The 21,973-nt window shown below is 38.7% G+C and carries 21 protein-coding genes; all 21 read right to left on the minus strand.

Going from position 1 to position 21,973, the window contains the following annotated elements:
• Positions 1-17 precede the first annotated feature (17 nt).
• On the minus strand, positions 18-926 hold the full coding sequence (gene truB, locus J7W16_RS12710) for a tRNA pseudouridine(55) synthase TruB (protein ID WP_210597697.1): 909 nt from the start codon (positions 924-926) through the stop codon (positions 18-20).
• Between the two features lie 69 nt (positions 927-995).
• Positions 996-1,349 (minus strand): 30S ribosome-binding factor RbfA, encoded by a 354-nt coding sequence (gene rbfA, locus J7W16_RS12715; protein ID WP_210597698.1) that lies wholly within the window; start codon positions 1,347-1,349, stop codon positions 996-998.
• 20 nt (positions 1,350-1,369) lie between these two features.
• The gene (locus J7W16_RS12720) at positions 1,370-1,651 is read right to left on the minus strand and encodes a DUF503 domain-containing protein (protein WP_210598030.1); all 282 of its coding nucleotides are present in this window, start codon (positions 1,649-1,651) and stop codon (positions 1,370-1,372) included.
• Positions 1,648-3,753: a translation initiation factor IF-2 gene (infB, locus tag J7W16_RS12725; RefSeq protein WP_210597699.1), complete on the minus strand. Its 2,106-nt coding sequence runs from the start codon at positions 3,751-3,753 to the stop codon at positions 1,648-1,650. Before infB ends, J7W16_RS12720 begins: the two co-directional genes overlap by 4 nt.
• Positions 3,754-3,769: 16 nt before the next feature.
• Positions 3,770-4,075, minus strand: a complete 306-nt coding sequence (locus J7W16_RS12730; RefSeq protein ID WP_210597700.1) for a YlxQ family RNA-binding protein — start codon at positions 4,073-4,075, stop codon at positions 3,770-3,772.
• Positions 4,075-4,347 carry an RNase P modulator RnpM gene (gene rnpM, locus J7W16_RS12735; protein ID WP_210597701.1) on the minus strand — a complete coding sequence of 91 codons (273 nt, stop codon included), beginning with the start codon at positions 4,345-4,347 and terminating at the stop codon, positions 4,075-4,077. The genes J7W16_RS12730 and rnpM overlap by 1 nt, the downstream gene beginning before the upstream one ends.
• 14 nt (positions 4,348-4,361) lie before the next feature.
• Positions 4,362-5,471, minus strand: coding sequence for a transcription termination factor NusA (gene nusA / locus J7W16_RS12740; protein ID WP_210597702.1), 1,110 nt, complete (start codon positions 5,469-5,471; stop codon positions 4,362-4,364).
• A 32-nt stretch (positions 5,472-5,503) separates the two neighbouring features.
• On the minus strand, positions 5,504-5,974 hold the full coding sequence (gene rimP, locus J7W16_RS12745; protein ID WP_210597703.1) for a ribosome maturation factor RimP: 471 nt from the start codon (positions 5,972-5,974) through the stop codon (positions 5,504-5,506).
• Between the two features lie 209 nt (positions 5,975-6,183).
• Positions 6,184-10,482 carry a PolC-type DNA polymerase III gene (locus J7W16_RS12750; RefSeq protein WP_210597704.1) on the minus strand — a complete coding sequence of 1,433 codons (4,299 nt, stop codon included), beginning with the start codon at positions 10,480-10,482 and terminating at the stop codon, positions 6,184-6,186.
• Between the two features lie 68 nt (positions 10,483-10,550).
• The gene (locus tag J7W16_RS12755; protein ID WP_210597705.1) at positions 10,551-12,257 is read right to left on the minus strand and encodes a proline--tRNA ligase; all 1,707 of its coding nucleotides are present in this window, start codon (positions 12,255-12,257) and stop codon (positions 10,551-10,553) included.
• 32 nt (positions 12,258-12,289) lie between these two features.
• Positions 12,290-13,546, minus strand: a complete 1,257-nt coding sequence (gene rseP / locus J7W16_RS12760; protein ID WP_210597706.1) for an RIP metalloprotease RseP — start codon at positions 13,544-13,546, stop codon at positions 12,290-12,292.
• Positions 13,547-13,564: 18 nt separating this feature from the next.
• Positions 13,565-14,713 carry a 1-deoxy-D-xylulose-5-phosphate reductoisomerase gene (gene dxr / locus J7W16_RS12765; RefSeq protein WP_210597707.1) on the minus strand — a complete coding sequence of 383 codons (1,149 nt, stop codon included), beginning with the start codon at positions 14,711-14,713 and terminating at the stop codon, positions 13,565-13,567.
• A gap of 60 nt (positions 14,714-14,773) precedes the next feature.
• Positions 14,774-15,571 carry a phosphatidate cytidylyltransferase gene (locus tag J7W16_RS12770; protein ID WP_210597708.1) on the minus strand — a complete coding sequence of 266 codons (798 nt, stop codon included), beginning with the start codon at positions 15,569-15,571 and terminating at the stop codon, positions 14,774-14,776.
• 14 nt (positions 15,572-15,585) lie between these two features.
• On the minus strand, positions 15,586-16,350 hold the full coding sequence (locus tag J7W16_RS12775; RefSeq protein ID WP_210597709.1) for an isoprenyl transferase: 765 nt from the start codon (positions 16,348-16,350) through the stop codon (positions 15,586-15,588).
• Between the two features lie 134 nt (positions 16,351-16,484).
• Positions 16,485-17,042: a ribosome recycling factor gene (frr, locus tag J7W16_RS12780; protein WP_210597710.1), complete on the minus strand. Its 558-nt coding sequence runs from the start codon at positions 17,040-17,042 to the stop codon at positions 16,485-16,487.
• Entirely contained in the window at positions 17,042-17,761 is a 720-nt protein-coding gene (gene pyrH, locus J7W16_RS12785) for a UMP kinase (RefSeq protein WP_210597711.1), read from the minus strand. Before pyrH ends, frr begins: the two co-directional genes overlap by 1 nt.
• 72 nt (positions 17,762-17,833) lie before the next feature.
• Positions 17,834-18,715 carry a translation elongation factor Ts gene (tsf, locus tag J7W16_RS12790; protein WP_210597712.1) on the minus strand — a complete coding sequence of 294 codons (882 nt, stop codon included), beginning with the start codon at positions 18,713-18,715 and terminating at the stop codon, positions 17,834-17,836.
• Positions 18,716-18,846: 131 nt separating this feature from the next.
• On the minus strand, positions 18,847-19,569 hold the full coding sequence (gene rpsB / locus J7W16_RS12795; protein ID WP_210597713.1) for a 30S ribosomal protein S2: 723 nt from the start codon (positions 19,567-19,569) through the stop codon (positions 18,847-18,849).
• A gap of 161 nt (positions 19,570-19,730) precedes the next feature.
• A complete protein-coding gene (locus J7W16_RS12800; RefSeq protein ID WP_210597714.1) occupies positions 19,731-20,219 on the minus strand; it encodes a DUF6115 domain-containing protein in 489 nt (162 codons plus the stop codon).
• A gap of 12 nt (positions 20,220-20,231) precedes the next feature.
• A complete protein-coding gene (locus J7W16_RS12805; RefSeq protein WP_210597715.1) occupies positions 20,232-20,540 on the minus strand; it encodes a hypothetical protein in 309 nt (102 codons plus the stop codon).
• Positions 20,541-20,583: 43 nt separating this feature from the next.
• Complete coding sequence (locus tag J7W16_RS12810; protein ID WP_246880000.1) at positions 20,584-21,966, minus strand: DUF342 domain-containing protein; 1,383 nt, start codon at positions 21,964-21,966, stop codon at positions 20,584-20,586.
• Positions 21,967-21,973: the final 7 nt, after the last annotated feature.

Here is a 21,973-nt window from a genome sequence, read left to right on the forward strand (position 1 = left end):
AATCCCCTTTTCGCGGACTAATTTCCAGTCCAAAACATTTTTTCTGGCTTAATATACCCTTCTTTAGTTGGGTGTTGCTTATAAATGGCTAAGCACTCACCATCTTCATTATATACGGTAAAACGTTTTTGATCTATGTTTGAGCTGATAACTGCTCCGTTCTTAATGAACTGTTCTGTTTCTCTATCAACAATTTGTTTAGGTATCATAGATATGGCCGTATCAAACGGGCGAAGAACAGATAGTAATGTTCCCTCTTGCTTGAGTTCCTCCAATTGAGAAAAATGATAACTTTCATTTAATGTATATGGACCTGATGTAAGCCTAATGAGATCTGACATATGCGCCGGATAACCAAGTCGTTTGCCAATGTCAACAGCAAGGGTGCGTATATACGTTCCTTTACTACACAAAACGTTAAAGCGAAAACTCGCTGTATTCTCACGATAAGCAACTTCCGAACATAAATCAATTGAATGAATGGTTACCTCGCGACTAGGACGTTCAATCACTTTTCCTTCTCTTGCATATTCGTATAGGCGCTTGCCCTTTACTTTTACAGCTGAATACATTGGAGGAGTTTGAACAACTTTGCCAAGAAACTCATTTAAAACGCTTTGTAGCTGCTCACTCGTCCATTTGTCTTCAATCTTTTTCGTCTGTACTACATCACCACTTCTATCTTCTGTTGTCGTTGAATAACCTATGGTTACTTCACCTTCATACATCTTATCATGCCCCGACATATACTCTACGACCTTGGTTGCTTTTCCAACACAGATAGGAAGGACACCGTTTACGTCTGGGTCGAGTGTACCAGTATGCCCTACTTTTTTTGTTTGAAACAATCGTCTTACTTTATAAACACAGTCATGAGATGTCATCCCTCTAGGTTTGTGTAGGATTAAAATTCCATTAGGTTGCATAGTCTACCCTCCATTAATATAAAGGAGGATAGAAGAGCATATGCTCTTCTATCCTCCTGGTTTTCATTCTTATGGACGTTCATTTCGATTTAAGTCCTGTAAAAGCGTTTCAATACGATTCCCATATTCAATCGATTGATCAAATTCAAAGAAAATATCAGGTGTCTTCCGTAGACGAATTCTCTTGCCCACTTCTGAACGAATAAATCCTTTGGCCTTTGACAACGCTTGAATCGTCGCTTCTTTTTGCTCTTCATTACCCAAAACGGTTATAAATACTTTTGCTTGTTGTAGATCCCCTGTTACATCAACCCCTGTTACTGTAACAAAGTTGACTCTAGGGTCTTTAATTTCACGCATGATGATATCACTAAGTTCTTTCTTCATTTGTTCACCAACACGGTGTGCACGAACGTTGCTCATGTTATTCACCCCTTATATGCTTACAACCATTCATATTCTGTTACAGTACGTTCTGCCTCAGGCTGACCATCAATTAATGCAAGTGCCCGCTGTAGCTCACGATCACATACGGCACGATCATTAGAAACAGTCACTAAGGTTAACTCAGCACGTTGCCAAACATCATGATGTGCTGTTTCTGCAACTGAAATATTAAATCGTTGTTTGATCCTAGTTTGAAGGCTTTTGAGAACAGAACGCTTTTCTTTTAGTGATTGAACATCGTAAATCATAAGTTCCAAGCGCACAGATCCGATCATTATTTACGCTCAATTTCTTCCATTACATAAGCTTCAATAATGTCGCCTTCTTTAAGATCATTAAAGTTCTCAAGAGTTATCCCGCACTCATATCCTGCTGCTACTTCTTTAGCATCATCCTTGAATCGCTTGAGGGCGTTAATGGAGCCTTCATAAATAACGATTCCTTCACGAATAAGACGAACAGTAGAATCTCTTGTCACTTTTCCTTCAGTTATATAAGAACCAGCAATTGTTCCTACTTTTGAAACTTTGAATGTTGTCCTAACTTCAGCTTGACCAATTACTTTTTCTTCAAATTCAGGGTCAAGCATACCTTTCATTGCTGCTTCAATCTCATCGATCGCATTGTAAATAATACGATGTAGACGGATATCAACCTTTTCAGCTTCTGCTGTACGTTTAGCATTCACATCTGGACGTACATTAAAACCAATGACAATTCCGTTGGATGCCGATGCAAGCATGACATCATATTCTGTAATTGCACCAACACCAGTGTGAATAATGTTGATCTTTGCCCCTTCAACTTCAATCTTCTCAAGTGAACCGCGCATTGCTTCAACAGAACCTTGTACATCAGCTTTAATAATGATATTAATTTCTTTAACGTCACCTTGCTGAATTTGATTAAACAAGTCATCAAGACTAACTCTCGAGCTAGCCGCAAGATTCGCCTCACGTTGACGCGACATTCTTACTTCACCAATTTGACGAGCTTTCTTCTCGTCTGGGAATGCTTGGAACTGATCTCCAGCAAGAGGAACTTCATTTAATCCAGTAATCTCAACTGGTGTAGATGGACCTACCTCTTTTACTCGTCTTCCCAAATCATTTACCATCGCACGTACTTTACCAAAGCTTGATCCAACAACGATAGGATCCCCAACTTTTAATGTACCCGATTGAACGAGAAGTGTCGCAACAGCTCCACGTCCTTTGTCAAGCTCTGCTTCAATAACAGACCCACGCGCTAACTTATCAGGGTTAGCTTTAAGCTCTGCTACCTCAGCTACTAGTAGAATCATTTCAAGAAGCTCGTCAATACCCGTTCCAGCAAGTGCAGAAACATTAACGAAAATCGTTTCCCCACCCCATGCTTCAGGAACTAATTCAAACTCAGTTAACTCCTGCATCACTCGGTCAGGATTAGCTGCTTCTTTATCAATTTTGTTGACAGCAACAATAATTGGTACTCCTGCTGCCTTCGCATGACTAATCGCTTCTTTTGTTTGAGGCATGACACCATCATCTGCAGCTACAACAAGGATTGTAATATCAGTCACTTGTGCACCACGTGCTCGCATCGTTGTAAAGGCCGCATGTCCCGGTGTATCAAGGAAAGTGATTTTCTTTCCACTAGTTTCTACTTGATAAGCACCGATATGTTGAGTAATTCCTCCAGCTTCACCTTCTGTTACTTTTGTTTTTCTGATCGAATCAAGTAACGTTGTTTTACCGTGGTCAACATGCCCCATAATTGTAACAACAGGAGGTCTCTCTTTTAAGTCTTCCTCTTTATCCTCATCAGCATAATTCTCAAACTCAGTTTCATCGATAACAATTTCTTCCTCAACTTCAACACCATAGTCGGTAGCAATTAATTCAATCGAATCTTTGTCGAGTTCTTGATTAATTGTGGCCATTACACCTAGGAACATTAATTTCTTAATAAGTTCAGATGGTTCCTTATGTAGTTTAGAAGCTAATTCACCAACTGTTAAAGATTCAACAAAAGTAATCTTCTCTGGAAGTGGCTTTGGCTTTGGCGGCTCAGGTTTTTGTTGCTGTTGTGGAGGTCTTTGCTGTTGCTTACCTTTGTTGTTTCTGTTTTGATTTTGACCGGGTCTTTGTGGACCTTTTTTGTTGTTCCCTTGACCTTGTCGGTTTCCTTGTGGACGAGCGTCATTTTTCGGTTTCGCCGTTTCCTGTCCCTTGCTCTCAGGTGCAGAAGCATTATCACCTTCGATCACCTTCATCATTTTCTCATCAATTACAGACATATGATTTGATACATTAATCCCGGCACCTGCTAATTTATCAATAATTGATTTACTTGGTACATCTTTTTCTTTGGCATATTCATATATTCTCATTTTCTTCATGTACTTCCCTCCAGAATCATTGGTCTATTAAGGTAATCATTTTTTTGGCAAATCCAACGTCCATGACACCAATAACGACTCTCTCCACTTTTCCGATCGCCTGTCCTAGCTCTTGTCGGTCTGAGACAATACGTACCGGTATATTGTAATGGCTACATTTGTCCAATACTTTTTTCTTTGTCTGTTCAGCTGCGTCTGCTGAAAGAATCACGACGTTCACAGATTGTCTACGGACTTCCTTCAATACAAGTTCTTCCCCTGTAACGAGCTTCCTTGCTCTAGCTGCAAGACCAAGTAATGAAAGCCACTTTGACTGAGCCATTATGTTCTTCCTTTCTTGCTTGCTTCCTTTAACTGGTCATAAATCTCGGGCTCAACCTTTACTTGTAAGTGCCTAGATAAAATATCCTTTTTCTTGGCGATATCGAAGCTTTCTTCATTATTACTAATGTAAGCCCCACGACCATTTTTCTTTCCAGTTGGATCAACAGAAACCTCACCCTCTGGTGAACGAACAATTCGGATCAGTTCCTTTTTAGGTTTCATTTCATTTGTAACAAGACATTTTCGAAGAGGAACTTTACGTTGATTCATTGGCCCCATCCCCTTTACTGTTGCTCTGTTACGTATCCGTCTACATCAGACTCAACTGTCACAAAATCTTCTGAATCCATTAATCCAAGTTCCCTTGCATCACTTTCACTTTTAATATCAATCTTCCAACCAGTTAGTTTGGCAGCTAAGCGTGCATTTTGTCCTCTCTTACCGATGGCTAATGATAATTGATAATCTGGGACAATAACTTGAGTCATTTTATCTTCTTCATTTACTTTTACTTTTAATACCTTCGAAGGACTTAGGGCATTCGCTACATATTCAACTGGATCTTCTGACCAGCGAACAATATCAATCTTTTCACCCTTAAGCTCATTTACGATTGTTTGTACACGTTGTCCTCTTGGTCCAACACAAGAGCCAACTGGATCAACTTCAGCATTATCAGCATGTACAGCAATCTTAGAACGATCCCCAGCTTCTCTAGAAACAGATTTAATCTCAACTGTACCGTCGTATATTTCAGGTACTTCAAGCTCAAATAATCGCTTAAGTAATCCGGGATGGGTTCTAGAAATAAGGATTTGAGGTCCTTTTGTTGTCTTTTCAACCTTTGTTATATATGCTTTTATTCGATCATTATGTTTATATGATTCATTTGGCATCTGCTCATTTAAAGGTAACAAAGCTTCGACCTTACCAAGATCAACATAAATAAAGCGGTGATCCTGTCTTTGAACAATCCCTGTCATAATGTCTTCTTCACGATCAATGAAATCTGCATAAATGATGCCACGCTCTGCTTCACGAACTCGTTGTGTTACTACTTGCTTAGCCGTTTGTGCAGCAATTCGTCCGAAATCCTTAGGAGTTACTTCGATTTCGACAATATCGTCAACTTCATAACTAGGATTCATTCTTTGTGCCTCAGGTAAAGAAATTTCCAGTCGTGCATCAAAAACCTCTTCAACCACTGTTTTTCTAGCAAAGACACGAATACTTCCATTGTCTCTGTTAACATCAACACGTACATTTTGAACTTGATTAAAGTTTCTTTTGTAGCCTGAGATGAGGGCGGCTTCAATTGCCTCAATAATAACATCCTTTTGAATCCCTTTTTCTCTTTCTAACGTTGCTAATGCATCCATAAATTCACTATTCATGGAACTATTTTCCCCCTTTCAATGTTAAAGCATTAAAACACAATTGCTAATCTTGCACTAGCTACTTTCTCGTATGGCACAGTATATAACTTGGAACGCGTTTTTATTTTGATTTCAATTTCAAGGTTTTCTCCATCAAAATCTTTTAAAAGTCCTTCAAACGCTTTTTCTCCATCAATCGGTTCATATGTCGTTACATAAACATGCTTCCCAATTGATTTTTGGATATCTTTTTCCTTTTTTAAAGGACGTTCTGCACCAGGCGATGACACTTCTAAGAAATAAGCCTGTTCAATTGGATCGGTTTCATCTAGTTTTTCGCTAAGCTTTTCACTAACTTGACTGCAGTCTTCTAGATCGACACCTTTGTCCTTGTCAATAAATACGCGTAAAAACCAGTTCGGTCCTTCTTTTTTAAATTCAACATCAACTAGCTCTAGGTTCAATTCTTCAAGAATCGGCGTAACTAAAGCAGTGACTATATCTGTTGCTTTGTTGCCCATCTGTAGCCTCCTTGCTCTATTTAATTGTTCATTTATACATATAGTTTATCCGTTTTTACTTATCTCATTTCAATTGAAAAAAGGGCTACGAACAAACGAAAGAGTGGGTTCCCCCACTCTTTCTCGTGAACGTATTCTAAGTATTACCATAATTACAATACCATACTCTGCAAGGCAATGCAATCACCTGAGGGGTTATATCACTTCTTTTAAAAGAGTGAAAGCTGATTGGAATCAGGCATATCCCCTAAGCATCCATGATCATCAAGATGCTCTAATACTGTTTTAGTTAATTTACTACGTTGTTGTAGATCCTCTTTAGACAGGAATTCCCCGTCTTGGCGAGCTTTGACAATATTCAGTGCTGCATTTGTACCAACGCCTGTCATTGCATTGAATGGTGGTAAAAGTGACATCCCCTCAACTTGAAATTCAGTAGCACTAGAGCGGTACAAGTCAACCTTCTGAAAAGAAAAACCTCTCTCGCACATTTCAAGTGCAAGCTCAAGTACGGTTAGTACTGCTTTTTCCTTAGGTGCCGCATCAAGACCCTTTAAATTAATTTCTTCTATTTTAGCCTTAATCGCCGTAGAACCTTTAATCATTGTGTCCAAATCGAAATCATCTGCACGCACTGTAAAGTAAGAAGCATAATATAGAATTGGGTGATGAACCTTGAAATAAGCAATCCTTACTGCCATTAATACATATGCGGCAGCATGGGCTTTAGGGAACATGTATTTAATTTTCTGACATGAACCGATATACCAATCAGGAACACTATGTTTTTTCATTTCTTCAATCCACTCAGGCTGAAGACCTTTCCCTTTTCGCACAAATTCCATGATATTAAAAGCAAGTGATGGTTCGAGACCTTTGTAAATTAGATAGACCATAATATCATCACGACAGCCGATCACGTCCTTCAGTTCACAAGTACCATCATAGATGAGTTCATTCGCATTATTCAACCAAACGTCAGTTCCATGAGATAATCCCGAGATTTGGACAAGTTCAGAAAACGTACTTGGTTTCGTTTCTTCAAGCATTTGGCGAACAAAGCGAGTTCCAAATTCAGGTATTCCGAGTGTTCCTGTTTTACACATAATTTGATCGACTGTGACACCTAATACTTCTGGACTAGCAAATATTTTCATTACTTCTGGATCATCTGTTGGTATTGTTTTAGGATCAATACCACTTAGATCCTGAAGCATACGGATCACAGTCGGGTCATCATGCCCAAGAATATCAAGCTTTAAAAGATTATCGTGAATCGAATGGAAGTCAAAGTGAGTCGTTTTCCATTCTGAATTTTTGTCATCAGCAGGAAATTGGATTGGTGAAAAATCATGGATATCCATATAATCTGGAACTACAATAATCCCCCCAGGATGCTGACCCGTAGTTCGTTTGACACCAGTACACCCCGAAACGAGACGATCAATTTCTGCACCCCGCATCATTAGATTATGATCATTTTGGTAGCCTTTTACATAGCCGTAAGCTGTTTTCTCAGCTACCGTTCCAATTGTTCCAGCACGGTATACATATTCTTCTCCAAATAACTCTTTCGTGTACCCATGTGCTCGAGGCTGATACTCACCAGAGAAATTCAAATCAATATCAGGTACCTTATCTCCCTTAAAGCCTAAGAAGGTTTCGAATGGAATATCCTGGCCATCCTTAACATAGGCAGCACCACACTCAGGACAATCTTTGTCAGGCAAATCATAACCTGATCCTACTGAACCGTCATTGAAAAAGTAGGAATGATGACAGTCAGGACAGACATAATGAGGTGGAAGCGGATTGACCTCTGTTATTTCAGTCATTGTCGCAACGAAAGATGATCCAACTGAACCCCGGGAACCAACAAGATAACCATCAATTAATGATTTCTTTACAAGCTTGTGTGAAATCAAGTAAATTACAGCAAATCCGTGACCAATAATACTTTTTAATTCCTTCTCTAATCTAGCTTCGACTATTTCAGGAAGATTTTCACCATAAATACTTCTCGCTCTTCCATAACTCATTTGACGAATCTCATCGTCGGCCCCTTCAATTTTCGGTGTATATAATTGATCGGGAATTGGATGAATCTCTTCGATTCGGTTTGCCATTTTTTGAGTGTTATCTACTACGATTTCTTTTGCCTTTTCTTCGCCAAGGAATGCGAAAGCTGCTAGCATTTCGTCAGTCGTACGTAAATGAACTTTCGGAAGTGTTTGCTTGTTTAAAGGATTAGCTCCACCTTGAGATGCAATGAGGATTTTCCGATAAACATAATCCTCTTCATCAAGATAATGAACATTTCCAGTAGCAACAACAGGCTTGTCCATCTTGTCAGCTAGCTTAATAATGTTCCCGATGATTTCTTTCAGTGCACCGTCATGCTTCACCAATTCTTTTTCAATGAGATGTGCATAATTATCTAATGGTTGAACTTCAAAGTAATCATAGAAAGCTGCAATCTCCTCTACTTCATCAGGAGATTTTTGCATCATTCCTTCGAACACTTCTCCCTTGTCGCAAGCAGAACCAATTAACAACCCTTTTCTAAGCTTTTGCAATTGTGAACGAGGGATTCGAGGCGTTCTAAAGAAATAATCGACATGTGACATCGTAACTAGACGATATAAGTTCTTTAATCCTTCTTGCGTTTCAGCAAGAATTGTACAATGAGACGGACGCTGGCGGGTGAAATTTCCTTGTCCCATATGATTATTCAGTTCATCATGATAATGAATATCACGTTCAACTGCATCCTTAACCATTTTCCAAAGTAAATATCCTGTCGCCTCAGCATCATAAATCGCTCTATGATGACTAACAAGCTCTATGTCAAACTTTTTACAGAGAGTATTTAAACGATGATTTTTAAACTCTGGATATAGAAAACGTCCAAGTTCAAGTGTATCTATTACAGGATTACTAGCTTCTGGTTGACCTATCTTTTGATAGCCTACATTTAAAAAGCCCATATCAAAGCTTGCGTTATGGGCAACCAAAACGGCATCCCCTACAAATTCTCTAAATTTATTTAAAACAGTCTCTATCTCAGGCTGTCCTTTAACCATATCGTCAGTAATACCTGTTAACTCAATAATTGTGTTGGTCAAAGGTTCATGCGGATCTGCGAAAGATTCAAAACGATCAATAATCTCCCCGTTTCTCACCTTCACTGCAGCTAGTTCAATAATCGTATTGTACACGGCAGATAAACCGGTTGTTTCCACGTCAAAAACGACGAACTCTTCTTCAAGCAACAACCGATGAGCTTCGTTGTAAACGATTGGTACACCGTCATCAACTAAGTTGGCCTCGAGTCCAAATAAAACTTTAATGCCATGTTTTTTTCCAGCAGAATAAGCCTCCGGAAATGACTGCACTACACCATGGTCGGTAATTGCTATGGCAGGGTGTCCCCATTTGGCTGCTTGTTCAACATATCTACCCGCTGAAACAATACCATCCATTTGGCTCATGGTTGTATGAAGATGTAATTCCACTCTTTTTTCATCTACAGGAGCTGTGTCTTGCTTTTCAGTTGCTGAAATTTGATTCACATCGTTTCCAATCATAACAAGATCACGAACAAAGGTGTCATTTTGGATTCCACCGCGAACTTTGACCCACATACCCTTTTTGATTGCCTGTAGGAGCGGAACATCCTCTTTATCCTTTGAAAACATTTTCACTAAGATTGAATCAGTATAGTCCGTAATTTTAAAGGTTAAGAGTGTACGTCCACTTCTCAACTCACGTGTTTCAGCATTAAATACGTAACCTTGAACGGTGATTCTCCGCTCTTCATCTTGAATTGAATCAAGTGTGACGGGCTCATCTTTGATTGGATAACCAATCACTAACGCCTTTTGACTCACTTGTTTGTCTGTTTGTTGTTCAAGCTTTCTCTTCTCTAGGATTGCTTCAACAACCTTAGAGTGATCTTCTTTTTCTCTTTTTTCTATAAACTCTTCAAATTCCTTCTTTGATTCTTGTATATGTGTATCAAGTTTAATAGAAGGTAAACCTAGACTTAACAATGTTTCAGCAAAAGGCTCAATTAATTTTCTTTTGAGAGCAACTGCCTCTGTCTCATTCCTTACTTGTATGACAAGACGTTTCCCATCAAAACTCGGAGCTTGGTTTAATAGCATCTGTCTAATTCCATCAGAAATTACCGTTAATCGATTAATAATCATTGGCCAGTAGTCGACCCACTCATTTTCTGAAAGATCAGTCTGTCCGTAATGAAATGTAAATTGAACAGTTGCAATATGTTCAAATGTTTGACTGATCTTTGCAGAGAATAATTCATAGACATCGGCAGATACAATTGTTGGTAATTCAATATGAAAATGCCATGAACGTTTCTCTTTTGAAATTTGAAGCTTTCTAATTAAGCCAGCTTGGAAATATTGCTGAATGACTTGATCTGGGATTTGTAACTGTTGAAGCAATAACTGCAATCGTTCTCTACGAAGTTGTTCGTCTGACATATTCATCCCTCCCTTGCATCTATCAATAGAGAAGGTATCTCACACGAGTATGAGATACCAACATATTTTTATAATTGTTTAAACAAGGTTGTAAGCGTTTCTTCTAAATCATCCAACGCCACTTCAAGCATTTCACCTGTTTTTCGGACTTTGACTTCAACGATACCTTCTGATGCTTTCTTCCCAACACCTATTCGAATTGGCAGACCAATCAAATCAGAATCTTTGAACTTGACTCCAGCGCGTTCCGGACGATCATCAAACAATACATCATATTTTAGCCCCTTTAAAGAAGCATATAATTCTTCTCCAACTCGTTTTTGGTCTTCATCCTTAACGTTAATTGTCACTAGGTGAAGGTCAAATGGTGCGACAGAGGTTGGCCAAACCATTCCATTCTCGTCATGATGTTGCTCGACAATTGCAGCAACTGTTCTTGAAACACCAATTCCATAACAACCCATAATCATTGGTTCTGACTTTCCTAGCTCATTTAGGAATGTTGCCCCAAGTGCTTCGCTGTATTTCGTTCCAAGTTTAAAGACATGCCCAACTTCAATTCCCATTGCAAATTGAATTGTCCCCTTTCCATCTGGAGATGGATCGCCTTCTTGAATCATACGAAGATCAGTATACTTACTAACCGAAAAGTCTCGGTCTACATTTACATTTACAAAATGATAATCTTTCACATTTGCCCCGCACACACCATTGACAATGGCTTCAACCGCATGATCAGCAATAACGGTTATGTCATCCGAGAGCTTAACAGGACCAACATATCCTGGCTGACACCCTAAAAATCTTTCGGTTTCTTCAGGTGTTGCTAACTGAACGATGGCTTTATCGAATGCATTGGAGACTTTTATCTCATTTACGTCATGATCTCCTCTAACTAGAACTAGAACTGGCTGTTCATCGACAATATAAAGAAGAGATTTTATCGTTTTCTCCGCATTGATATTTAGAAACGAAGTTACCTCTGAGATGGTCTTTGTATTTGGTGTCTCGAGTCGTTCTAATTCTGCTTTCGCTTCATTAGAGGCAGTATATTTGACAATAACTGGTGCAATTTCAATATTAGCTGCGAAATCTGATTCGTTCGAATAGGCAATTGTATCTTCACCAATCTCACTTAATACCATAAATTCATGAGTATCCGTCCCACCAATAGCACCTGAATCTGCTTCCACTGCTCTAAAGTCTAGTTGGAATCTTGTAAAAATACTCTGATATGCATCATACATCGATTGATAGCTTTCATCAAGTCCTTCTCGAGTTGTATCAAAAGAATAGGCATCCTTCATGATAAATTCACGCGAACGTAAAACACCAAACCTAGGCCTGCGTTCATCTCGATATTTCGTCTGGATTTGATAGACATTTAAAGGTAGCTTTTTATATGACTTGACATCATCTCGTACGAGTGACGTAATCACTTCCTCATGAGTCGCACCAAGAACAAAATCACGGTCATGACGGTCTTTTAGTCTCATTAATTCAGGGCCATAAGCCCCAAGTCTTCCTGATTCTTGCCATAATTCCGCAGGCTGAATGGCTGGCATTAGAACCTCCTGCCCGCCCGCTAGGTCCATTTCTTCACGGATCACTTCTTCCACTTTACGAAGAACCTTTTTTCCAAGTGGTAGATAAGAATATATCCCTGAAGCTGTTTGACGAATAAAACCCGCTCTTAACATTAATTGGTGACTTTTAACTTCTGCGTCTGCTGGTACGTCACGTAATGTCGGTGATAAGTATGTTCGTTGTCTCATCTTTTAAGATCCCTTCTACGTTCATATTCACTTTACATAAAAAAATTATTTATATCATTCCAAGTAACAACAATCATTAATAGCATTAATAAAGCAAAACCAATAAAATGGATAATTCCTTCTTTTTGAGGATCAATCGGCTTCCCTCTTAATGCCTCTAAACCAATGAAGATCAAGCGACCGCCATCCATTGCAGGAAGTGGCAATAAATTAATAATTCCTAAATTAACACTCAGTGCTGCAGCCCATTGCATTAGAACAAAGATACCCATTGCGGCTGCTTCTCCCGTGTAATTATAAATACCAACTGGGCCTGAAACGTAATCTAATGAAAAATCCCCAGTGACGATCATGCCAAGTACCTCAAAAATCATAGAAGCAAAAGTATATGTTTGTGTAAATCCAAATACAACGGACCCTACCAATGAAAACTCCGTTGGTTGAGCAATACCTACAAAGCCCTCTGGGTCTCCCAATTGTCCTGGACGTTCTGCTGGTGTTACTGGAATAGCCAGTTCTTGTCCATTACGGTCGATTTCAAACATGATTTCTTCATTAGGATGTTTTTGAATGACTTCAGTCATGCTTTCCCATGTGTCAAGAGGTGTGCCATCAATCGCTAACACATCATCATTTTTTTGTAATCCAGCTTCAAGTGCTGGACTGTCTGGGGAAACATCACCAATACGTGCTTCATCGACAGGCATCCCTTGAAATAGGGCAAAGGCGGTTAAAATCACAATGGCAAGAATGAAATTCATTAGTGGTCCAGCAAAAATAGCTAGAGCTCTTTGTCCAACACTCTTAGAACCAAACTGACGATTCCATGGTGCAATTTGTGTTGCTTGCTCATCTTGAACAAGCTCAGCTTTTTCATCGACTTGATATTGGATTCTTTCTCCGTCCTCATTGTAGGCTTCAATAATAAGCTGTTTTTCTAAATCAATTTTTTCAACTTGAACAACAAGGGCATCGGGATGCTTTGATTTGTTGTTAATAATGATTTGCTTGACTTTTCCACTAGTATTAAAGACAAGGCCAATTTCATACCCCGGCTTAATATCAATCATCTCGGGGTCCTCCCCGGCCATTCTTACAAAGCCCCCGAGTGGAAGTAGACGAATGGTATAGACAGTTTCATTACGTTTAAAAGCGTAGATTTTCGGACCAAAACCAATTGCAAATTCACGACATAGAATGCCAGCCCGTTTGGCAAAATATAGATGTCCCCACTCATGAATAAAGACAAGAAGTCCAAAAATGATAATGACTGAAAGTAATGTTTCCATCTTGATTGTCCACCCTTCTTATTTAATCAATGAATGCATCAATGTGCGTGTTTCCAAATCTGTTGCGATAATTTCTTCAAGTGAAGGTCTAGAAATAACGTTGTGTTTCTCTAAAGCTTTCTCAATCATTGTTTCAATCCCTAAAAATGAAAGACGTTTCTCTAAAAAATAGGCAACAGCTATTTCATTTGCAGCATTTAATACAGTTGGTAATGTTCCCCCAATTCGTCCTGCTTCATAAGCAAGCTCAACACAACGATATCGCTCAAAATCTAGCTGAGAGAAATGGAGCTTGCCGATTTCCCACAATTTCAATCGATCATTCCCCTTGTTCTTGATGCGATTAGGGTATGTAAGTGCATATTGAATTGGTACCTTCATATCTGGTGTACCTAATTGTGCAAGGACACTTCCGTCAATGTATTCTACCATCGAGTGAATTATGCTTTCTTTATGTAAAACAACCTCTATTTTCTCATAAGAAATATCAAAAAGCCAATGAGCTTCAATCACTTCTAGTCCCTTATTCATCATCGTAGCTGAATCAATCGTGATTTTAGCCCCCATTGACCAGTTAGGATGATTAAGTGCTTGATCAACGGTAACCTCCGTTAATTCAGATCGCTTAAGGTCACGAAAACTCCCACCAGAAGCAGTAAGAATTAGCTTCTCAACATCATTAATATCCTCACCATTCAACGCTTGAAAAATAGCAGAATGCTCACTATCAACCGGTAGCAGTTGAACCTCGTATTTTTTTGCATACTCAGTTATGATATGACCAGCTGTTACTAATGTCTCTTTATTGGCAATAGCAATTGTTTTTCTCTCTTTTATTGCTGCAAGAGTCGGTGCTAAGCCAACACTCCCTAAGACCGCATTGACCACAATAGTTGCTTTAGCGGATGTCGCGACCTCGATTAAACCTTCTTCTCCCCAAACAAGTTTGGTTTGAACTGGCACTAAATCTTTCATTTTGTCTAGATCGAACTTCGATTGGACAGAAACCAAGGACGGCTTAAACTCCAAAATTTGTTTAAGAGCAAGGTCTATATTTTTACCTACTGACATAGCAACAAGCTCAAAATGCTCAGGGTGCTGGCGGATCACTTCAAGTGTTTGTGTGCCAATTGAACCAGTTGCCCCTAATAAACTAATTTGTTTCACCTTACTCACCTACTATCAATTTTATCAGAACATTGTTCTTCCGCCTTATTCTCAATCATGTCAAATTAATTGTAACAAGTGAAGAATGGGCATAACATAAATTAGACTATCAAAACGATCTAAAATACCCCCATGACCTGGCAGCATTGTACCCGAATCTTTAACAGCATAATGACGCTTTAATGCTGATTCAACCAAGTCACCAAGCTGTCCAAAGATCGAGGCAATTAAAATGACAAACACTGCAATGAAAAAGCTAGGGAATATCGGAAAAACGATTTGGAATATCGTACCGACAATAAGTGCTGCAACAATTCCTCCAACAGATCCTTCAATCGTCTTCTTTGGACTAATATCAGGCCATAGTTTGTTCTTACCCCATTTCCGGCCAACGAAATATGCACCTGAATCGGTTGTCCATATAATAAACAATACAAAGAAAACCAAAAATATTCCTTGTTCAGCAATTTCTCGCGTCATAATGAGATAATGAAAACCAAATCCAACATAAACAGAAGATAGGATAACAAAGCCCACTTCATCAAACGTAAATGTATTCTTTGTTACTACTGTAAACATTAATAAAACTAAAATCATAAAAATAAATATTTCTACTTTCGTAAAATGGGACGGCAATAGTTGATCAAACCAGCTAGCAGGTACAAGTAGTAACCACATAGATACTAAACTAACAATCCCCATAAGTGAGATAGGTGCAATTTTCTTCATTCTAAGTAATTCAATCATAGCTACCGAAGCAACAATCGTTATAAATAAGGTAAAAAGCCACCCACCAACAATGACTAAACTTATAAATAAAGCACCGCCAAGGATACCTGTAATAATACGCTGTTTCAAAATCTCGCCCCTCTCTAAACTCCGCCGTACCTTCGAGCTCTTTTTTGATAGACGGTAATGGCTTCATCTAAATGGAGTTCACTAAAATCCGGCCATAGAACATCTGTGAACCAAAACTCACTATAGGCAATTTGCCATAACATAAAATTACTTAAACGGATTTCACCACTCGTTCGAATAAGTAAATCTGGATCTCTCAATTCAGAAGTCATCAGGTGTGCCGTCAGTAGATTCTCATCAACTTCATTTGCAGTTAGTGTACCTTGCTCAATCTGCTCACTAATTCTCTTCATCGCTTCAACGATTTCGAATCTACTTCCATAATTCAAGGCGAAATTTAAAATAAGCCCACTATTATTAGCTGTTTCTTTCACTGCTTTATTGACAGCATTTCGCGTATGCTCAGGTAAATTCTCAATACTACCCATTAAACGCACTTTCACATTTTCTTCCATTAATTTCGGTAACTCTACACTTAAAAAGCGTTCAGGAAGCTTCATCAAATAATCCACTTCAGTCTTTGGTCGCTTCCAATTTTCTGTTGAAAATGCGTATAATGTTAGGATTTCTACACCAAGTTCATTCGCTCTGCGGACGACTTTATTAATAACTTTCATTCCCTCACGATGACCTGCAATTCTTGGTAACCCTTTTTGCTTAGCCCATCGGCCATTCCCATCCATAATAATGGCGATATGCTTAGGTATATTAACCTCATCAATCTTTTTTGTTTCCTGTATAGGAAAACTTTTTCTCCATTTTGTTAATTTTTCAAGCATTTTCGCGCCCTCCATTAATTCCAGCAGGTTCGTCTTTTACATTACCATACATTAAGTATGAGCAAGTATAAAAGTGGAAAAACCCCCTAAAAGAAAGAGGGTCTTTTACAATCTCTATTTTACATGGATCAAGCTTACACTTCCATGATTTCTTTTTCTTTCTGTTCAGCTACAACGTCTATTTGTGAAATATACTTGTCAGTTTGCTTCTGAACTTCATCTGTTGAACGACGTAATTCATCTTCAGTCATTTCGCCATCTTTTTGTTCCTTTTTCAATTCATCATTTGCATCTCTTCTAACATTACGAACAGCGACCTTCGCTTCTTCAGCTGATTTCTTTACTAACTTAACAAGATCTTTACGTCGTTCTTCTGTCAACGCAGGAATAGAGATTCGAATAATTGAGCCATCATTTGAAGGAGTTAATCCTAAATCTGATTTTAAAATTGCGCGTTCAATATTACCAATTGACGTCTTGTCAAATGGTTGAATCGAAAGCAGTCTAGCTTCTGGCACTGATATTGTTGCTAATTGATTTAATGGTGTCTCAGCACCGTAATATTCAACCGTTACACGATCTAATATTGACGGATTTGCTCGACCAGCACGTAGCTTTGCTAGTTCACGACCAAGTGCTTCAATCGCTTTTGTCATCCTTACTTCTGCATCCTTAATAATTGCTGCTGACATTATTGGTTCCCCCTTACTAATGTTCCGATTTCTTCACCAAGAACAGCTCTTTTAATATTTCCTTCTTCCATTATCGAAAAGACAATTAATGGAATATCATTGTCCATACATAAAGAGGAAGCTGTTGAATCCATTACAGCTAGACCTTCTTTTAATACATCCATAAATGATAAGGTTGTGTATTTAATTGCATTTGGATCAACTGATGGATCTGCACTATATACACCATCAACTTTATTTTTTGCCATTAAAATAACTTCAGCTTCTATTTCTGCAGCCCTTAGTGCAGCTGTCGTATCTGTTGAGAAGTATGGATTTCCTGTACCAGCTGCGAAAATAACGACTCGTTTTTTCTCTAGGTGACGAATTGCCTTACGACGTATGTATGGCTCTGCAACTTGACGCATTTCAATCGATGTCTGTACCCTTGTTTCCACATCAATATCTTCAAGACTATCTTGTAAGGCTAGCGAATTCATTACCGTTGCAAGCATACCCATATAATCTGCTGTCGCACGGTCCATCCCTTTTGCGCTCCCTGCCATACCGCGCCAGATATTGCCACCACCGACAACAACAGCGACTTCTACACCTAATTCTACTATATCCTTAACTTGCTTTGCCACTGATTGGATAACAACTGGATCAATTCCATATCCAAGTTCACCAGCCAAAGCCTCACCGCTTAATTTCAGAACAACTCGATTATAAGTCTTCATGTTTACCTCCGTCATAAAGTGAAGTTTAAAGAATGTTTTGAAAAAAGGGACACATTGTGCCCCCATTTTGGATTACTTTTTCACTTGAGACATAACTTCTTCAGCGAAGTTATCTTCACGCTTTTCCATTCCTTCTCCAACTTCATAACGAACAAAACTTTTCACCGTTGCACCTTTAGATTGTACGAACTTACCAACCTTTTGATCTCCATCTTTAACAAATGGTTGATCATTTAAACATACTTGTTCGAAGAATTTGCTCAAACGTCCTTCGATCATTTTCTCAACAATATTAGCTGGCTTGCCTTCATTTAGTGCTTGTTGCTTAAGTACTTCACGCTCACGTTCTACTTCATCAGCAGATACTTCGTCACGTGATACATAGGCTGGATTAATTGCAGCAATATGCATCGCAACATCCTTAGCTAGATCAGCATCATTTGTACCACCAAGAACAGCTAATACACCAATACGTCCACCCATGTGTAAGTATTCACCGAACGAATCGCCATCTTCTTTTGTAACAATAGCAAAACGTCTCAATGAGATCTTTTCACCGATCTTAGCAATTGATGAATTCACAAATTCTTGAACGGTTTGTCCTTCAGCGAAAGATTGTGCTAGAGCATCCTCTAACGAAGCTGGCTCATTTGTAAGAAGATGATCAGCAAGATCGTTAACTAGCTTTTGGAAGTTTTCGTTTTTAGCAACAAAGTCAGTCTCAGAGTTAATTTCTGCAATAACTGCCTTATTCCCTTCTGATTTAACAATTGTTAAACCTTCAGCTGCTACACGGTCAGCTTTCTTTGCTGCACTCGCAATCCCTTTCTCACGTAGAAAGTCAATCGCCTTCTCCATATCACCATTTGTTTCTGTAAGTGCCTTCTTACAATCCATCATTCCGGCACCTGTTTTCTCACGTAATTCCTTTACCATGCTTGCTGTTACAGCCATCTAAAACGCCTCCTTATAATATTCAGTATGTACGTATTTCTATCATTTCAGTATAACTTGTCCACAAGCCTATTTTCAGAAAAAAAAGTGGTAAAGGGTAATCCCCTTTACCACCCCTTTTTAGTCAATAATTAAGCTGTAGTTGTTTCTTCAACTTCAACTTCTTCTGCTTCAGCAGAAGTAGCTTCAATGACTGCATCTGCCATTTTACCAGTTAATAGTTTAACTGCACGAATTGCATCATCATTACCTGGAATCACATGATCAATTTCATCTGGATCACAGTTTGTATCAACGATAGCTACAATTGGGATGTTTAATTTATGAGCTTCTGCAATAGCGATACGCTCTTTACGTGGATCGATAACAAAAAGTGCATCAGGTACACCTTGCATATCTTTAATTCCACCTAAGAACTTCTCAAGACGCTCCATTTCCTTTTTAAGAAGGATAACTTCTTTTTTAGGAAGAACATCAAAAGTACCGTCTTCTTGCATTTTTTCTAGGTTCTTAAGGCGAGTAATACGCTTTTGAATTGTTTCAAAGTTTGTTAATGTACCACCTAACCAACGTTGGTTGATGAAGTACATTCCACAACGCTCAGCTTCTTCTTTAACTGAATCTTGAGCTTGTTTCTTTGTACCAACAAAAAGGATTTTCCCTCCGTCAGCTGCTAAGTCACGTACAAAATTATACGCTTCCTCAACTTTCTTAACTGTCTTTTGTAAATCAATAATGTAAATACCGTTTCTTTCTGTGAAGATGTAGCGATCCATTTTAGGATTCCAACGACGAGTCTGGTGACCGAAGTGTACCCCTGCTTCTAATAGTTGTTTCATGGAGATAACTGCCACATCAAACACCTCCTTCAATTTGGTTTTTTTGAGCCTCCGCAATCATCATCTCAACGTAACACTGGTAGAACCAGCACCATTACGCAAATTAGATAGCGTGTGTGATTAACACCGTTGATTAATATATCATATTGAGAAACACAGTGCAAGCATTGAAAACACTATTGATGAAATTTCAAAAGAAGTTCAACTTCACCCTTGCCCATTTCAAGCCTTTTAGCGATCTGGTCAGTTGTTAAACCTTGTTTTGAGAGCTCCAACACTTTTGTCGTGTCCGATTGTTCATATTGCTCCTCTAGGGTAACATCAATTGGTGGTACATACTCATCATAACGCTTATCTTCGACGATTTCTTTTTTATACCGCTGCTGTTGATATGGTTTGGGGCTTGGTTGTTGTACTTTTTGAATGACCGGTTCCTGCTTTGCTTCCTTTTTATCTTTTGTTTGAATTTCTGATAGTAAACGTTCATTCTCTTCTTTAATCTCACTCGTATAAGCAAGTAACATATCTTCTAGTTCATGTTTTAATTCCTTCATTTCCTGCTTACTCGTTTCATTCGGTTGTTGCATTCGTTGCATTAAAGTAAAAATCCACATAAAAGTAAAACCATGAAGCACTAAACTAATTGTAATTAATAATGTATTCACTTTTACCCCCTTCTATCCAGAGAAGTCAACAAATTTACCCTTATAGGGATGTGAGACAGTTGGTTGTGCTTGCTCTTTTTTATTCTTTTTCTGTTGCTTGTCTTCTTGTTGCTGTCCAGATTGACTGTCTTTATGAAAACGAGACTTTTCAGATTCGTTCGATTCTCCAACTTGTACTCTTTTTCTTTCAGTTACTTCTTTTTCTGCTTGACCTAGGATTTCTTGACCAACCTGTCCTCGTTGCTGTAATTGTTCTTGGATTTTACCTGTTTTTTGTGAGAATGGAATGGCTCCCTGGACTTCAATAGGACGTACACTCATAGCTTCCCCTCCCTGGTCTGAAATGATAGCGGTTTCTATAATATTAATTAGTAGAGATGACAATTTCACTATCTGTTAATGTTATTTTGGACCGTTTAAACGGTGCTGTTATTTTACGGCGGTATTTGCCGAAGTTCAAGGAAACATTGGGGTAAAGAGCACGTTCAGCTATAACAAAACCACTTTCATCTTGTTTCATATCCTCTTGAAGGTCTTCAAGCTCTTGTTTAAGTTGCTCCAACTTTTCACTTGCTTCTTTGTATGTATGGACAACTCTTAATTTAGATAGTTTTTCTTTTCCAGTAAAAGGTCCAGATTCTTTTTCTTTTGTTATATAAACTTTTAATAACTGTCCTAATTTATGTAGATTTTCCTCTGTGCTCTTTTTTTCCACTTCTAATCGATGATGCTCCTTAAGTGTTTCCTCACTTAAACCGACAAATAACTCTGTTTTCGTTTGCATTGCGTTGCCAATTTCATTTGCAGAGATGCTTTCAGCTGCGGAAATGGAACCACCTACAATTAGTCCTTTCCCACGTTGGCAAACAACAATTGTTCCTGCCTTACAGGTGCTGTGAAGAATAGCCTGCACCACCTCAATTTTGCCCCCGGTCCGAACCTCACCTTCATTAATAAAGGTCGTTTCTAAATCACCCTTGGCTTCGAGATAACTTTTATGTTGCCCTACAACTCCTGCTCCGATAAATATTGAACCCCCAGCAACCAATTTTGCAGCCTCTACAGTACCGGTCACTTTTATGTCACCACCGGCTTTCACTTCAAATCCAGCTGGTACATTCCCTCTAATTAATACATTACCAATAAAATCAATATTCCCGGTTTTCATTGATAGATCTCCACGAACTTCATACGTTGGGTGGACATGTATCGTATATTTATCTAGGCTAATTTGTCCGTCAATGAGTGAATAAAATGTAAGTGTGTCTTCCTCATATCGCGAGTTTTTACCTTTTCGTACTTTCATATCTCTTCCAGGTTTTGTTTCTATAAGCTCGCCGAATACGTTATAGCCATCAGTCCCTGAAGTAGCAGGGATCTTCTCACCAATTTTCTCACCAATTTTGACAGCAGGAATTTCTAGGACATCACGAAGATCTAAATTTTGATTTGTTTCAATTTCACGATCCTTTTCTACGAATTGGATTGGTTGTAAATATGCAGGTTTCCCTGCTACAGGTGAAAGGCCTGTAGCAAGAATAGCAGGCTCTGTTAAAAATAATGTGCTGACAACTTGTATAATCGCTTGACCATCAATCCCATAAATCACACCATGTTCTTTAAGAAATTCAATAAGTTGATCAGACGTTACTTCTTCTCCTTCTTCCCGCTTTTTATGCTGAATAATTGACGCACTCATCTTGTTTTTTTCTATTTTAACTTCGTAGTACTCAACTAAATCGATCATCCCCATC

This window comes from Halalkalibacter suaedae (assembly GCF_017939705.1).
GTDB lineage: Bacteria > Bacillota > Bacilli > Bacillales > Bacillaceae_D > Halalkalibacter > Halalkalibacter suaedae.